This window comes from Tepidicaulis sp. (assembly GCF_965222285.1).
Lineage (GTDB): Bacteria > Pseudomonadota > Alphaproteobacteria > Parvibaculales > Parvibaculaceae > Tepidicaulis.
This window is the reverse complement of sequence record NZ_OZ244942.1, coordinates 2,701,891-2,715,516: the sequence shown is the minus strand read 5'-3', so window position 1 is coordinate 2,715,516 and position 13,626 is coordinate 2,701,891. Positions and strand designations below refer to the sequence as shown.

The 13,626-nt window shown below is 61.7% G+C and carries 12 protein-coding genes and 1 pseudogene; 11 read left to right on the top strand and 2 right to left on the bottom strand.

What is annotated here, in order from left to right; genetic code table 11:
* Positions 1 to 98: 98 nt before the first annotated feature.
* The 10 genes and pseudogenes from ACOQOT_RS12955 to ACOQOT_RS12910 all read left to right on the top strand — a co-directional run bounded on the left by ACOQOT_RS12955 (position 99) and on the right by ACOQOT_RS12910 (position 10,888).
* Positions 99 to 656 (top strand): type 1 glutamine amidotransferase domain-containing protein, encoded by a 558-nt coding sequence (locus ACOQOT_RS12955; protein ID WP_420559670.1) that lies wholly within the window; start codon positions 99 to 101, stop codon positions 654 to 656.
* Between the two features lie 141 nt (positions 657 to 797).
* Positions 798 to 1,205: a hypothetical protein gene (locus ACOQOT_RS12950; RefSeq protein WP_420559669.1), complete on the top strand. Its 408-nt coding sequence runs from the start codon at positions 798 to 800 to the stop codon at positions 1,203 to 1,205.
* A 10-nt stretch (positions 1,206 to 1,215) separates the two neighbouring features.
* Positions 1,216 to 1,614 (top strand): phage holin family protein, encoded by a 399-nt coding sequence (locus tag ACOQOT_RS12945; RefSeq protein WP_420559668.1) that lies wholly within the window; start codon positions 1,216 to 1,218, stop codon positions 1,612 to 1,614.
* A complete protein-coding gene (locus ACOQOT_RS12940; protein ID WP_420559667.1) occupies positions 1,611 to 2,381 on the top strand; it encodes a hypothetical protein in 771 nt (256 codons plus the stop codon). Before ACOQOT_RS12945 ends, ACOQOT_RS12940 begins: the two co-directional genes overlap by 4 nt.
* Positions 2,382 to 2,512: 131 nt before the next feature.
* A pseudogene (locus ACOQOT_RS12935) lies at positions 2,513 to 3,415 on the top strand (rhodanese-related sulfurtransferase); the annotation flags it as partial.
* A gap of 62 nt (positions 3,416 to 3,477) precedes the next feature.
* Positions 3,478 to 4,143, top strand: coding sequence for a glutathione S-transferase (locus ACOQOT_RS12930; RefSeq protein WP_420559666.1), 666 nt, complete (start codon positions 3,478 to 3,480; stop codon positions 4,141 to 4,143).
* A 32-nt stretch (positions 4,144 to 4,175) separates the two neighbouring features.
* The gene (locus ACOQOT_RS12925; protein WP_420559665.1) at positions 4,176 to 5,198 is read left to right on the top strand and encodes a threonine aldolase family protein; all 1,023 of its coding nucleotides are present in this window, start codon (positions 4,176 to 4,178) and stop codon (positions 5,196 to 5,198) included.
* Between the two features lie 94 nt (positions 5,199 to 5,292).
* Positions 5,293 to 6,120 carry an ImuA family protein gene (locus ACOQOT_RS12920; RefSeq protein ID WP_420559664.1) on the top strand — a complete coding sequence of 276 codons (828 nt, stop codon included), beginning with the start codon at positions 5,293 to 5,295 and terminating at the stop codon, positions 6,118 to 6,120.
* A gap of 31 nt (positions 6,121 to 6,151) precedes the next feature.
* Complete coding sequence (locus tag ACOQOT_RS12915) at positions 6,152 to 7,666, top strand: Y-family DNA polymerase (RefSeq protein WP_420561949.1); 1,515 nt, start codon at positions 6,152 to 6,154, stop codon at positions 7,664 to 7,666.
* Between the two features lie 6 nt (positions 7,667 to 7,672).
* Positions 7,673 to 10,888, top strand: coding sequence for an error-prone DNA polymerase (locus tag ACOQOT_RS12910; protein WP_420559663.1), 3,216 nt, complete (start codon positions 7,673 to 7,675; stop codon positions 10,886 to 10,888).
* On the opposite strand, the gene ACOQOT_RS12905 is transcribed toward ACOQOT_RS12910, so the two are convergent.
* Positions 10,860 to 11,972 (bottom strand): hypothetical protein, encoded by a 1,113-nt coding sequence (locus ACOQOT_RS12905; RefSeq protein WP_420559662.1) that lies wholly within the window; start codon positions 11,970 to 11,972, stop codon positions 10,860 to 10,862. The two genes, ACOQOT_RS12910 and ACOQOT_RS12905, sit on opposite strands and share 29 nt — an antisense overlap.
* A 72-nt stretch (positions 11,973 to 12,044) precedes the next feature.
* Positions 12,045 to 12,773 (bottom strand): SDR family NAD(P)-dependent oxidoreductase, encoded by a 729-nt coding sequence (locus ACOQOT_RS12900; protein WP_420559661.1) that lies wholly within the window; start codon positions 12,771 to 12,773, stop codon positions 12,045 to 12,047.
* A gap of 142 nt (positions 12,774 to 12,915) precedes the next feature.
* Here ACOQOT_RS12900 and ACOQOT_RS12895 point away from each other — a divergent pair, with 142 nt between their 5' ends.
* A complete protein-coding gene (locus ACOQOT_RS12895) occupies positions 12,916 to 13,626 on the top strand; it encodes a glutamine amidotransferase (RefSeq protein ID WP_420559660.1) in 711 nt (236 codons plus the stop codon).

Below are 13,626 nucleotides of genomic sequence, written 5' to 3'. Positions count from 1 at the left end.
AACCATCGCAATCCGTTAAGGAAAGGGCTTTGCCGGAACAGGCAGAGCCCTTTTTGCGTTTTCCTGGCATAGCTGACACAGAATCCAAGGAGCTGGTTATGCCGAAGATAGGTAATGCGAAAATCCTTATTCTTGCTACGCATGGGTTCGAGCAGAGCGAGCTTCTCAAGCCTCTGGAAGAGCTGCGGGCGAAGGGCGCGAAGGTGGACGTCGCCTCGCCGGAAGAAGGGCAAATTCGCGGCTGGGATGGCGGCGATTGGGGCGCGGCGGTGCCCGTCGACGTCCCTCTCAGCAAGGTCAGCGAAGCTGACTATGATGCGCTGGTCTTGCCCGGCGGGCAGATCAATCCCGATCTCTTGCGGGTCAATCCGCAGGCGCTGGAGCTCATCAAGGCGTTTGCCGATAAGGGCAAGGTGATCGGCGCGATCTGCCATGCGCCCTGGCTTCTCATCGAGGCAGGTCTCGTGAAGGGACGCAAAGTCACATCTTATCATTCGATCCGCACGGATATGGAAAATGCAGGCGGTAAATGGACGGACGAACCCGTCGTGTCCGATTGGGGCATCGTGACGAGCCGCAAGCCGGATGATCTTCCCCATTTCATTGCCAAAATCGCGGAAGAAGTGGAAGAGGGCCGCCACCAGCGCGCGGCCTGATCTCTCTCCCGTTTTGCTGCCTCGTTCCGTGAACTGCGCGGGCTTTGGCGCGTTTATTTTCTAGACGGCCTGCCGGGCCCGGCGTCTTGTGCCCGGTGCTTTGGCAGGTGCGCGTAATGTCTGAAGAGACGGGAGGCAGCTATGGTCACGCGCCAAGAAGCAGAAGATTTCGCCGCCTCGCAGTTTCAGGAAAGCAGCGAGGCCTGGAAGGAATTCCGGGAGCACGCGCAAGAGGCCAAGGAAGAGGCCCGTTCCTTTTTGGATGAGCCTTTTCATCCGGCGGCGGAATTTGCGCGCGGCTATGGCGATCATTTCCGCCAAGTGGCGCGCACGGTCGAGCCGGAAGATGCCATGATCGGCGCTTGCGCCGAGCAAGTGGCGGTGCTGCTCGATAAAGTATCGCAGGAGCTCGACCGCTCCTCGCCGCGCGAGCTTTACGGCAAGGCATCGGCATTTGCCGAAGAGCGGCCCGTGGAATTTGCGCTTGGAGCGGCAGCAGCGGGCTTCGTGCTCATGCGTTTCTTGAACAGCCGGCCGCCGCGCGCGTGAGCGAGGCACTATGGCCTTAGATCCGAAAGAGCCGCGCGGCATCACCCAGATCCTGAGCGATCTGTTGCGTAACCTTTCCCGCCTCCTTGAGCAGGAATTCGATCTGCTCAAGCGGGAGGCGGAAGAAAAGTCATCGCAGCTTGTGCGGGCCGGATTGGCCGTGCTGGCCGGGTTCCTTCTGGCGCTGGCGGCGCTGCTTTGCCTTATCGCCGCGCTTATCGCGGTGCTGGTGGATGCCGGTCTCAGTCTGCCTTGGGCCGCGCTCCTCGTTGCGGTCGGGGTCGGCAGTATTGGTGCGGTTTGCATCTATTGGGGCCTTAGCCGGCTCCGCCGCGAGAACCTTCTGCCCCGCCGCACGATCCGTGAATTCAGACGCGACAAATCGGCAATAAAGGAGAATTTCTCATGAATAAGCGACAGGTGAACGACTTCCCGAAAGAGACCGCCGAAGAAGCACAAGCGCAGGTGCGTGCGGCCCGCTCGGCCGTGCAATCCGATTTCGACGAGCTCAGAAATTCGATTTCGGCGAACCAGATCGTGGATTTCGCGCTGGAAAGCCTGAGAGATGTGGATACCGGAAAAATGATGGATCAAGCCAAACGCACGGTGCAGGAACACCCGCTTCCCTCCGCTCTGACGGCGGCGGGCATTGCCTGGCTCGCCTATTCGCTGGGCACGCAAAAACCGAAACGCGCGGTAGAAGCGGCACGTACCCGCAGTGCGGATGAGCGCGCCGATGACGGTTTTGTTTATGAAAGCCCGTCGGCGGAAGATGAGCGCTACGAGGCGGGCCGTTTCAACGGCCATGGGCCTGTTTCAAGGGCGGCGGCTGCCGGACGCGAGAAAATGCGCGCCGCGCAGGAACGTGCCCGTCATGCGGGCGAAGAAGCCGCCGAAGCCTCCCGCCAGGCCGGGCGCAAGGTGAAGGAAACCTATGAGGCCCATCCCCTCGTCACGGGCCTTATCGGCCTTGCCGCCGGGGCGGCGCTGGCCGGGTATTTCTCCCGCACAAGAGCCGAGGACGTGACGATGGGCGAGGCCCGCGACGCGGTGATGCGCAAAGCTAAGGAAGAAGGCTCGCGCTATGCCCGCGCGGCGGATGAAAAGGCCGCCGAGGCCATGCGCAAGGCCAGCGAGAAGCTGGACCAGGCGCGGGACGGGCTCCTTCGCCATTAACGCTGTTTCCCGATGGATGCGATGAAGCCGGGCTTCCTGCCCGGCTTTTTCGTGTCTCATTTCAAGGGCCGGTATTTTACGTTTCCCCGCCAAAGAGCTATAAGGGCCGGAGTTTTTTGAGGGATTTTGCGATGAGCCGTTTTCTGGTCGCCGCTCTTTATAAGTTTGTCGATCTGCCGGATTTTGCCGCGCTGCAGCCGAAGATCGAGGAAATGGCGCGCGCCGGCGGCATCAAGGGCACGCTGCTGCTCGCCCATGAAGGGATCAACGGCACCATTGCCGGGCCCGAGCGGGCGATGCGCGGGTTTCTTTCCTGGCTGCGCGAGGATGCGCGTTTCGCAGGCCTTGAGCATAAAGAAAGCTGGGCGGCGGAGATGCCGTTCCTGCGCCTTAAAGTGCGGCTGAAGAAAGAGATCGTCACGCTTGGCGTGCCGGGGCTCGACCCCGTCCGCAATGTCGGCACGTATGTCAAACCGGAAGACTGGAACGCGCTCATTTCCGCGCCCGATGTCATCGTCATCGATACGCGCAACGATTATGAGGTGGAGATCGGCACTTTCGAGGGCGCGGTCAATCCGCGCACTCATAGTTTCCGGGAGTTTCCCGCCTGGGTGGAAGAAGCCACGGCGCTGAAGAACAAGCCGAAGGTGGCAATGTTCTGCACCGGCGGCATCCGCTGCGAAAAGGCAACCGCTCTCATGAAGGAAAAGGGCTTCAATGAGGTCTATCACCTTGAAGGCGGCATTCTGAAATATCTGGAAACCGTGCCCGAAGAAGAAAGCCTGTGGCGCGGGGAATGTTTCGTCTTCGATCAGCGCGTCGCGGTCACGCACGGCCTTGGCGAGGGGACATATGATCTTTGCCATGGTTGCCGCCATCCCATCAGCGCGGAAGACAAAGCCTCGCCTCATTATATGGAAGGTGTTTCCTGCCCGCATTGCCATGCGGATTTGAGCGAGGAGCAGCGCTACCGCTTCGCCCAGCGCCAGATGCAGATGGAACTTGCCGAAGCGCGCGGCGAAGTGCATCTGGGCGACAAGCCGGGCCAGAAGCTGGATTTGAAGAAGAAGCTGGATTTGAAGAAAGAGGCCTCCTGATGGATGCCCCGCTTCCCATTCTTTACAGCTTCCGCCGCTGTCCTTATGCGATGCGCGCGCGCATGGCGCTTTTCTCCGCGGGCATTCCCTGCCGTTTGCGCGAAGTGGTGCTGCGCGATAAGCCGGCCGAAATGCTGAAAGCTTCGCCCAAGGGAACGGTGCCGGTGCTTGTCCTGCCCGGCGGCAAGGTGGTGGAAGAAAGTTTCGATGTCATGCGCTGGGCGCTGGAGCAGCGCGACCCGGAAGGCTTGATGGCGCTGTCGCCGGGCGAACGTGAAGAGGCCGAAGCGCTGATCGCTGAGACGGAAGAAGAGTTCAAACCCCATCTCGACCGCTATAAATACGCAAACCGCTATGAAGGCGCGGAGCCGGAAGAACACCGGGAGGCAGGCCTTGCCTTTCTTCAACGGCTTGAGGCGCGTCTTGGTGATGAGCCTTTCCTTTTCGGTGCTAAAAAATCTTATGCGGATATCGCGATCGCGCCGTTCGTGCGCCAGTTTGCTTTCGTGGATAAAGCCTGGTTCGATGAACAGTCTTTGCCGGGCGTGCAGCGCTGGCTGGAAAACTTCTTGTCCAGCGCGCTTTTTGCGGCTGTGATGAAAAAATATCCGCAGTGGAAAAGCGGCGATCCCGAACCGCTTTTCCCGCCGGAAGACCGAGTCTGATTTTTCTCCCTCTTTTTTGTTTTGGAGCGCGCATGCATTTCGGCAGTGACAATACGAGCGGTGCGGCGCCGGAGGTTATCGAGGCGCTGGCAAGGGCGGCGGGCGGCTATAGCGCCTCTTATGGCAGCGATGAGATCACGAAACGTGTCGAGGCGCGCCTTGCCGAGATTTTCGAGTGCGAGCTTTCCGCCTTTCTGGTGGCAACGGGCACGGCGGCCAATTCCCTGGCGCTTTCCACTTATGTACCTCCGCACCGCGCCGTGCTTTGCCATGAAGAAAGCCACATCCATGTGGATGAATGCGGCGCGCCGGAATTTTTCACCCATGGCGCAAAGCTTGTGCCCGTGGGCGGGGAGGCGGGGCGTATCACCCGTGCCGCGCTGGAAGAGGCGCTGACCTTCTGGAGCTCCGGCGGTGTGCACCGCCAGCAGCCCGCGCTTTTGAGCCTGACGCAGCAAAGCGAGGCGGGCACGCTTTACAGTCTCGATGAATTGCGCGCTTTAAGCGCCCTTGCGCATGAAAAGAACATGGCCGTTCATATGGACGGCGCGCGCTTTGCCAATGCGCTCGCTGCGCTTGGCTGTACGCCCGCCGAGATGAGCTGGAAGGTAGGGGTGGATGTTCTCTGTTTCGGGGCAACGAAGAACGGCGCGCTTGGTGTCGAGGCGGTGATCTTTTTCGATCCTGAAAAAGCGCGCGATTTTGCCCGGCTGCGTAAACGCGGCGGCCAGCTTTTCTCCAAGGGCCGTTTTCTTGCCGCGCAGATGGAAGCCTATCTGGAAGGAGACCTCTGGCTGCGGCTCGCCCGGCAGGCGAACGAGATGGCCTCCTTGCTTGCCGTGGGCTTCCAGGAAAGGGGCATCGCGCTTGCCTATCCGGCAGAGGGCAATGAGGTTTTTGCATTTCTCTCCAAAGAGCAGCAGCGGGCGCTTTTCAAGGCAGGCGTACAGTTCGCGCCCTGGGATATTGCCGGGGAAAGCCGGCCGCTTGCCCGCTTCGTTGCTTCTTTTTCCACTGAAAAAGCGGATGTCGAGGCGGTGCTGCAGCTGCTTTAAGCCCTCTTTCTGTCGCTGTTCCGGATTTCTGGCGGCTTGACTCCAGCATGAGAACAAAATAAGAACATAGGGAAATATCGAAAGAGGTAAGCCCATGTCCGGGGAGACCCGCGGCACATCCCGCAGCGCCCTTATGGCGCGGCTTCGGCAGTCTATTGCCGAAATCGAGCAGAGCGCGCCGGTTCTGGAAGAGGCACCGGCTGCCCGGTCCCGTGAAGAAGGAGCAGACCCGGCGCGGCTCATCCTGCGGCCGGGGCTGCATGAGCTGACTGCTTCTTATGAGGATATGAGCGCGGCGCGCGGCTTTGCCCTTGCCGTGCTGGCGGCCCGGCAGCGGCAAAGGCAGAGAAGGGGGCAGGCCGCCTTTTTATGGGCAATGCGGCTTGAAGACCGGCGCGAGTTCGGCGCGCCCTACGGGCCGGGGCTTTTGGATGCGAGGGTGTCGCCGGAGCGCCTTCTCACGCTTTATGCGCGCTCAAGTCTCGATGTGCTTTGGGCGCTGGAAGAGGGCTTGAAGGCAGGCGCGCTTGCCGGGGCGCTTGGGGAGGCCGGCGATGTCGGGCTCACCGAAAGCCGGCGGCTTTCGCTTTTGGCAGCGGAGCACCGGATGCCCTGCTGGCTCATCCGCCCGCTTGAACGCAAAGAGGCGAGTGCCGCGCTGACCCGGCTGCGCATCCGCCCGGCACCGAGCGGGCGCCAGGTGCATGACCTTGCCGCGCCCGGCGCCGCGCGCTGGCAGGTGGAGCTGGAAAAAGCGAAGGCAGGGCCCATGCCCTTCAGGGTCACGATGGAATGGGATCATGAGACGCATTGTTTCCATATGGTTGCCCCATTGGCCGATCGAGCGCTTCCGGCGGCACCAAAAACGCAAAGCCCGCCTGCGGGAGAGGCCGCCATTCTCCCCCTCGCGCGCACCGGCTAAGGCAAAAGACGTTCCGCCTTTCGTTTTGACCGTGCAGGAGCAAAGCGCGGTGCGCCTTCATGCGGTGGATGAGAGAGCAGCACGGCTTGGGCTGACGCGCGGCATGATGCTGACCGATGCCAAGGCGCGGCTGCCCGGTCTTCTTCATGCCCCCGCAGATATGGAAGGCGACCGCGCCGCTCTTCAAGGGTTGGCCGAATGGTGTCTGCGCTACAGCCCTTTCGTAGCGGCAGATGGAGAGGACGGGCTTCTCATCGATGCGACGGGCTGCGCGCATCTTTTCGGCGGGGAAGAGGCGATGCTGGCGCGCATGGAAAGCCAGTTCGCAAAGCTGGGGCTTAAAGCCTATCTCGGCATGGCGCAGACGGTGGGCGCGGCAAGCGCGCTTGCCCGTTTCGGCCCGCCCCGCGCCATCGCCCCGCAAGGCGGCGTCAGCGAAGCGCTCTCCGCCTTGCCCATGGCGGCTTTGCGGCTTGAGCCGCAGGTGCTGCTTCTGCTGCAGCGCCTTGGCCTGACCAAGATCGGTCAGCTTTACGCCATGCCGCGCCTGGCGCTCGCCCGCAGGTTCCGCTCGCGCGTTGCCGAAGAGGCGGTGCTTTTCCGCCTCGATCAGGCGCTCGGGCGCCAGCCGGAAAGTCTGAACCCGCTGCATCCCGCCCCGTCCTTCCGCGCTCATGCAGGCTATAGCGAGCCGGTGCAGGATTTGAGTTTTCTGCCGGAAGTGCTGCGCCGCTTGAGCGCGGATCTTAAATCCATGCTGGTGCGTGAAGGTCAGGGCGGCACGCGCTGGACTTTTCGGGCGCTGCGGGTGGACGGGCAGGTGGCGGCGCTTTCTTTGCGCACGGCGCAGCCGGTGCGCGAGGAAGCGCATTTGGCACGGCTTTTCAAAGAGCGTTTCGAGCAGATGGATCTCGGGCTCGGGGCGGAATATTTCATTCTCTCAGCCGACGAAGCGGCCCCTTTTGCGCAAAGCCAGAGCAGCTGGGCAGAGAACGAGGAAGGGGGGAGCGCGAGCAGGCAGGAAGAGGCGCTGGCCGGGCTCATCGACCGGCTGTCCGTGCGCCTTGGCGCGGAGGCGCTGCGCCTGCAAGGCCCGCAGGACAGCCATGTGCCCGAGCGCGCTGTGCAGAGCCGCCCGGCGTTGGAGGGGGCGGCCATGAAAGAAATTGCCTGGTCTTCTTCTCCCTCTCTTCCTTCCGCGCCTCTGCGCAGCCCGCCGCCGCGCCCGCTGCGGCCGCTGCGCCTTTTAACGAAGCCCGAGCCGATCGAGGTGATGGCGGAAGTGCCGGACGGCCCGCCCATGCATTTCCGCTGGCGCCATGTGCCCCATCAGGTAACGCGCGCCGAAGGGCCGGAGCGGATCGCGCCGGAATGGTGGCGTCTCCAGGACGGTATCTTTGAAGAAGTGCGCGATTATTTCCGCATCGAGGATGTGCGCGGGCGGCGCTATTGGGTCTTCCGCGCCGGGCTTTATCAGGACCGTGCCCAGAATCATGCTTTGCCGGGCGGCGCGCCCTCCTGGTTCCTGCATGGCTTTTTTGCGTGAGGCTTCATGAGTTACGCGGAGCTTCAGGTCTTAAGCAATTTCAGTTTCCTGGAAGGGGGCAGCCACGCAGAAGAGCTTGTGGCGCGCGCTGCCGAGCTCGGCCTTTCCGCCATCGGCCTTGCCGACCGCAACACGCTCTCGGGCGTGGTGCGTGCCCATGTGGCGGCAAAAGCGCGCGGCCTAAAGCTGCTGGTCGGTGCGCGGCTCGATCTTGAAGACGGGCCGAGCCTGATTTTCTATCCAAAGGACCGGGCCGCTTATGGCCGCCTTTCCCGGCTTTTAACGCTTGGCAAGGGGCGGGCGGAAAAAGGTGCCTGCCATCTTTATCTGGAAGACGTTTACGCCCATGCCGACGGGCAGGTGGTCATCATCCTGCCGCCGCCGGTCTGGGACGATGCTTTCGAGGCGCAACTTGAAGAAATGGCGGCGCAATTGCGCGCGCTTCAAGGGGAGCCGCCCTTTCTTGCGCTTTCCTATCTTTACCGGGGAAACGATAAAGCACGTCTTGCCGCCCTTTCGGCGCTGGGCGCGCGTTGCGGCTTGCGCGCCCTTGCCACGAATGACGTGCTCTATCATGTGCCGGAGCGCCGCCCGCTTGCCGATGTGCTGGCCGCCATCCGGCTCGGCTGCACGGTTGCTGAGGCCGGCCTGCGTCTTGAGGGCAATGCCGAGCGGCATTTGAAAGGTTCGGCCGAAATGGCCCGGCTTTTCAAAGGCTATGAAGAAGCCCTTGCTGCGACGCAGGAGATTGCGGAGCGCTGCACGTTCTCGCTTGATGAGCTGCGCTATGAATACCCGGAAGAACCGGTGCCGGAAGGGAAAGACGCGCAAAGCCATTTGGAAGACCTTGTTGAGGCGGGCGCGCAGCGCATTTATGACGGCGCGGTGCCGGAAAACGTGCGCGCCGTTCTCAAGCGCGAGCTTTCCCTCATCGCCAAGCGCGACTACGCGCCATACTTTCTGACCGTGCATGACATTGTCAGCTTTGCGCGCAGTCAGGACATTCTCTGCCAGGGGCGCGGCTCGGCGGCGAATTCCGCCGTCTGTTATTGCCTCGGCATCACCGCCATCGACCCGGTGGATATGGATCTGCTCTTCGATCGCTTCATCAGCGAAGCGCGCACCGAGCCGCCCGATATCGATGTCGATTTCGAACATGAGCGGCGCGAAGAGGTCATTCAGTATATCTACCGGCGTTATGGGCGCATGCGCGCGGGCATTGCCGCGACGGTGATTTCCTACCGCTCCCGCTCTGCCGTGCGCGAAGTGGGCAAAGCCATGGGGCTCAGCGAAGACGTGACGGGCGCGCTGGCCGGCACGGTCTGGGGCTCTTATGGCGGGCAAAGCTTCAAGCCCGAGCGCGTGGCCGAAGCCGGGCTCGATCCAAACGATCCCTATCTGCGCCGCACGCTTGAGCTTGCCCATGAATTGCAAGGTTTTCCCCGTCATCTTTCCCAGCATGTGGGCGGCTTTGTGCTCACGCGCGGCCCGTTATGCGAGAGCGTGCCCATCGGCAATGCGGCGATGGAGGACCGCACCTTTGTCGAGTGGGATAAAGACGATCTCGATGCGCTCGGCATTTTGAAAGTGGATGTGCTGGGGCTCGGTATGCTCACCTGTATCCGCAAATGTTTCGATCTCATCGAAGAGCATTACGGCGAGCGCTGGACGCTGGCGAGCGTGCCGACGGAAGAGCCGGCGGTTTACGACATGATCTGCAAGGCGGATACGGTCGGCGTTTTCCAGATCGAAAGCCGCGCGCAAATGAGCATGTTGCCGCGCCTCAAGCCTCGCACGTTTTACGATCTTGTCATCGAAGTTGCGATCGTGCGGCCCGGGCCCATTCAGGGGAATATGGTCCATCCTTATCTGAGGCGGCGCAGCGGCAAGGAAGAAGTCAAGATTGAAGGCCCGGCGCCCGAACACGGTGATCCGGAAGAATTGCGCCGGGTGCTCAACAAGACGCTCGGCGTGCCGCTTTTCCAAGAGCAGGCAATGAAGATCGCCATCGTGGCGGCGAAATTCACGTCCGATGAAGCGAATGAGCTGCGCCATGCCATGGCGACGTTCCGCCGGCGCGGCACGATCGGCACCTTGCGGGAGAAATTCATCAGCCGGATGACCGGGCGCGGCTACCCCTCTGATTTTGCCGAGCGCTGCTTCAAGCAGATCGAAGGGTTCGGCGATTACGGTTTTCCAGAAAGCCATGCGGCAAGCTTTGCCAAGCTTGTTTATGTTTCCTCCTGGTTGAAACATTTTTATCCGGAGGTTTTTGCCTGCGGGCTGTTGAATGCGCAGCCCATGGGGTTCTATGCGCCCGCGCAAATTGTCTCTTGCGCGCGTGATCACGGGGTGGAGGTGCGCCCGGTCGATATCAATCACAGCGATTGGGACAATACGCTCGAGCCTTTGGCGGGCATGCGCCATGCGCTGCGCCTCGGCATGCGGCAAGTAAGCGGGCTTAGCGAAGAACATGCCGAAGCGCTGGTGGCGGCGCGCCGGGAAGGGTTTGCCGATCTGCGCGATTTGCGCGCTCTTTCCGATGTGCCTGTTGCGGCGCTGGAGAAGCTTGCGGCGGCGGATGCCTTCCGCTCCATGGGGCTCGACCGGCGTCAGGCGCTTTGGGAAGTGCGGGCGCTGAAAACCGAAAAGCCGCTGCCGCTTTTCGCCCATGCCAAGGCGCGCGACGAGGGCGAGGAAAAAGCCTCCGTCCCGCTGCCGGTCATGGGATTGCCCGAGCATGTGGTGGCCGATTATCAGACCCTGCGGCTCTCGCTTAAAGCGCACCCGCTTTCCTTCTTAAGGCCCATTTTGGAAGAGCGGAAAATTCATTCCTCGGCGCGGCTCGAAAAGACGGCGGACGGCAAATATGTCGAAGTGGCGGGCGTCGTTCTGGTGCGACAGCGCCCCGGCGGCGGCAAGGCGATTTTCGTAACGCTGGAAGATGAGACCGGCATCGTCAATTGCGTGATCTGGGTGCGGGTGTTCGAACGCTACCGGCGCATCGTCATGGGCGCGCGCATCATGAAAGTGCGCGGGCGCTTGCAAAAGCAGGAAGGCGTCACCCATGTAGTGGCCGAGCAGATGGAAGACTGGACGGATCTTCTGGGCGAGCTCATGGGCCCCGACCCGGCGGAGATGCGCCCCATTCCTGCTCAAAGCCGGGCGGGCGGGCATCCGCGTAATCAGCGCATCATGCCGGGTTCGCGCGATTTTCACTGACGGCGCGGATGCGCAGCACGGTGTGCGGGTCGCCGTAATCCTGCCGGGCGATCATGTCGAGTTTCAAAAACCGGTTATGGACGGCAAGGCAGCCTTCCCAAAGCCGCATCCAGGCCTCATAGGCTTCATGAGGCACATTCTCGCGCCCACGCATCAGCCGCCAGCCATCGAGATGCAAGAAAAGCGCGCCGTCTTTTTCTTCCCATGAAAGCTTATCGTCCTGCGCGCCCGCCATGCGCTCCATGAAACGGGCAAAGGCGGCGGGGCTGTCATCGTCCTCAGGCAGTCCCATCAGGCTTTGCAGCTCGCGGTAAAATTGCCGGCCGATCAATGTGGCGGCATGACCTGCAATATCGCGTGCCTCCGCCGGGCCGATCAGCGCGCAAAGCTCGTTGAGCCCGGTCTTGATATATTCCATCGCATAATTGCGGTTGGCTTTGATAAGCCGGGCAGGCGGCCAGCTTTCCGCATCGAGGCCCGGCGCCTTGCCGGGATCGAAAGGCGGGGCGGTCTCGCCCGGCGCAAATTGCAGGCGCTCATGGGGCGCGAGTTCGCGGCCGAACTCCTTGAAATATCCGGCAAGGCCGTATTGGCCAGTCATATCTTCGCTGACGCAGACAAAGCCGAGGCGCGGATTGTTCAATGAAACGCCGTTATGCCCGTACCAGCCTTCCAGGAAGCCGCGGCTCACTTCGACCGGCAGGCCGCAAAGCGCGGTGCCCTGAAACATCCAGCGCGGATGGCAAAAATGCACCCAGGCCTTGGTGTCGCTTTCGGGAATGAACTCGACCTCCACCCCGCCGACGGAGTTCGAGAGATAGTGATATTGCGCCGCCGCCACGGCATCGGGCAGATGAGTGAGGCCCAGCTTATCGAAGCTTGATTTGAATTTTTCCAGATGCTGGCGGCGGAAGAGGCGGAAGGTCCATTTGCCCGCCACTTCCGCGCCTTTGCGTAAGGTCAGATGCAGCATCAGGCCGGTGAACCAGGCATGATAGAGCGTGGCGGCGGCCTTGATCGCCGCTTCCGGTGTTTCAGGCGCGCGCTTTTCGTTCAGAATGCGGGCGAAGGGATTGACTGGCATGGCGTTTCCTTTTTTGCCAGCCTACCCATAATTGCCGCCGGGCAAAATCCCGCAGATGCTTTGAGGGCGCGCTTACCAGTTTTCCTTGAAGGGCCGCAGGTCGAGCTCATGCGTCCAGGCGCTGCGCGGCTGTTCATGTAAAGCCCAGAAAGCCTCGGCAATTGCATCGGGTTCCAGCGCGCCGTCATCGCCCAGCTTGTCGAGATAGGCCTGAAAGCGCGAGCGGGCCATCTCCCCGTTGATCACGCCGTCGATCACGACATGGCCGATATGAAGACCTTGAGGGCCGAACTCGCGCGCCATGGATTGCACCATGTTGCGCAGCGCGGCTTTGGCGGAGGCGAAATGCGCAAAATTGGCTTTGCCGCGCAGTGAGCCCGAGGCGCCGGTGAAAAGAATGGAGCCGTGCCCGCGCGGCAAAAGGCGGCGTACCGCTTCCTGGCCGACATGAAACCCGCCAAGGCAGCCGACGCGCCAGAACTCTTCAAAGCGCTCCGGCGTCAGCTCCATAAACGGAATGATGGCGTTATTGCCTGCGTTATAAAGAACGGCCTCGAGCTCGCCGAGCTTTTCGGCGGCATCGAAGGCGCGGGCCACCTCGTCGGGGCGCGTCACATCGGCAATGGCCGTTGCCGCCTTGCCGCCGCCTTCGGCAATGCTTTCGGCGGCCTTGCCTAATTTTTCCTGCGTGCGCCCGGCAAGAAGCACGTTCATGCCTTCGCTTGCGAATTTGCGCGCGAGCGCCGCGCCCAGCCCGTGCACCGCGCCGACGCCGAATATGATGGCCACTTTTCCGCTCATGCCGTCCTCCCGTTTTGTCTTCTCTGGCGTATCCGTTGTATCTAGCGGAAATCTTCAGATTGGCTTTTCCATTCCGCGCCGCTGCCCCTTATATAAGAAGGTATGGCGGATTTTTTCAGTCACGCTTGTTTGATGAGGTTCCATGACGCGCAGCGCTCTTGCTCTTATTCATGTCGGTTTCGAAGATGCCGGGCTTATTGCGTCCGTTCTGGAAGAGCGCGGCATTGCGCTTTCCTATGCGGATGTGCCGATGGGCGGACTGCAAGGGCTCGATCCTTTGGCGCCCGATCTGCTGCTTGTTCTCGGCGGGCCGATCGGCGTTTACGAGGAAGCGGATTATCCCTGGCTTGCCGAAGAAACCGCTTTCATCAAAGCGCGGCTTGCGGCGCAAAAGCCGGTGCTCGGCATTTGCCTTGGCGCGCAGCTTATGGCCAAAGCGCTCGGCGCGGATGTGCGCCCCGGCCGGGGAAAAGAAATCGGCTGGGCGCCTATCGAGCTGACGGAAGAAGGCGCGGGCTCACCGCTTTCTCATGTGAGCGGGGAGATCACGCCCGTCCTTCATTGGCACGGGGATATTTGCGATCTGCCGGACGGGGCGGTGCGGCTCGCCTCGACCCCGCTTTGTCCGGTGCAGGCGTTTTCAATCGGCACTCATGCACTCGGCCTGCAATTTCATCTGGAAGCCTGCGGCGCCCCGCTCGAGCGTTGGTTCGTCGGGCATACGGGCGAGATCAACGCGACGGAAGGCGTAAGCGTTCAGGGCCTGCGCGCCGATACCGAGAAATATTCGCCCGTCCTTGAGCGGCAGGGACGGCTCGCACTTGGCGCATTTTTCGATGGGGCAGGGCTTTGA

Bases quoted from the DNA above. Each gene is read 5' to 3' on its own strand.
- ACOQOT_RS12955 (WP_420559670.1), top strand. From the start codon at position 99: ATGCCGAAGATAGGTAATGCGAAAATCCTTATTCTTGCTACGCATGGG.
- ACOQOT_RS12950 (WP_420559669.1), top strand. From the start codon at position 798: ATGGTCACGCGCCAAGAAGCAGAAGATTTCGCCGCCTCGCAGTTTCAG.
- ACOQOT_RS12945 (WP_420559668.1), top strand. From the start codon at position 1,216: ATGGCCTTAGATCCGAAAGAGCCGCGCGGCATCACCCAGATCCTGAGC.
- ACOQOT_RS12940 (WP_420559667.1), top strand. From the start codon at position 1,611: ATGAATAAGCGACAGGTGAACGACTTCCCGAAAGAGACCGCCGAAGAA.
- ACOQOT_RS12930 (WP_420559666.1), top strand. From the start codon at position 3,478: ATGGATGCCCCGCTTCCCATTCTTTACAGCTTCCGCCGCTGTCCTTAT.
- ACOQOT_RS12925 (WP_420559665.1), top strand. From the start codon at position 4,176: ATGCATTTCGGCAGTGACAATACGAGCGGTGCGGCGCCGGAGGTTATC.
- ACOQOT_RS12920 (WP_420559664.1), top strand. From the start codon at position 5,293: ATGTCCGGGGAGACCCGCGGCACATCCCGCAGCGCCCTTATGGCGCGG.
- ACOQOT_RS12910 (WP_420559663.1), top strand. From the start codon at position 7,673: ATGAGTTACGCGGAGCTTCAGGTCTTAAGCAATTTCAGTTTCCTGGAA.
- ACOQOT_RS12905 (WP_420559662.1), bottom strand. From the start codon at position 11,972: ATGCCAGTCAATCCCTTCGCCCGCATTCTGAACGAAAAGCGCGCGCCT.
- ACOQOT_RS12900 (WP_420559661.1), bottom strand. From the start codon at position 12,773: ATGAGCGGAAAAGTGGCCATCATATTCGGCGTCGGCGCGGTGCACGGG.
- ACOQOT_RS12895 (WP_420559660.1), top strand. From the start codon at position 12,916: ATGACGCGCAGCGCTCTTGCTCTTATTCATGTCGGTTTCGAAGATGCC.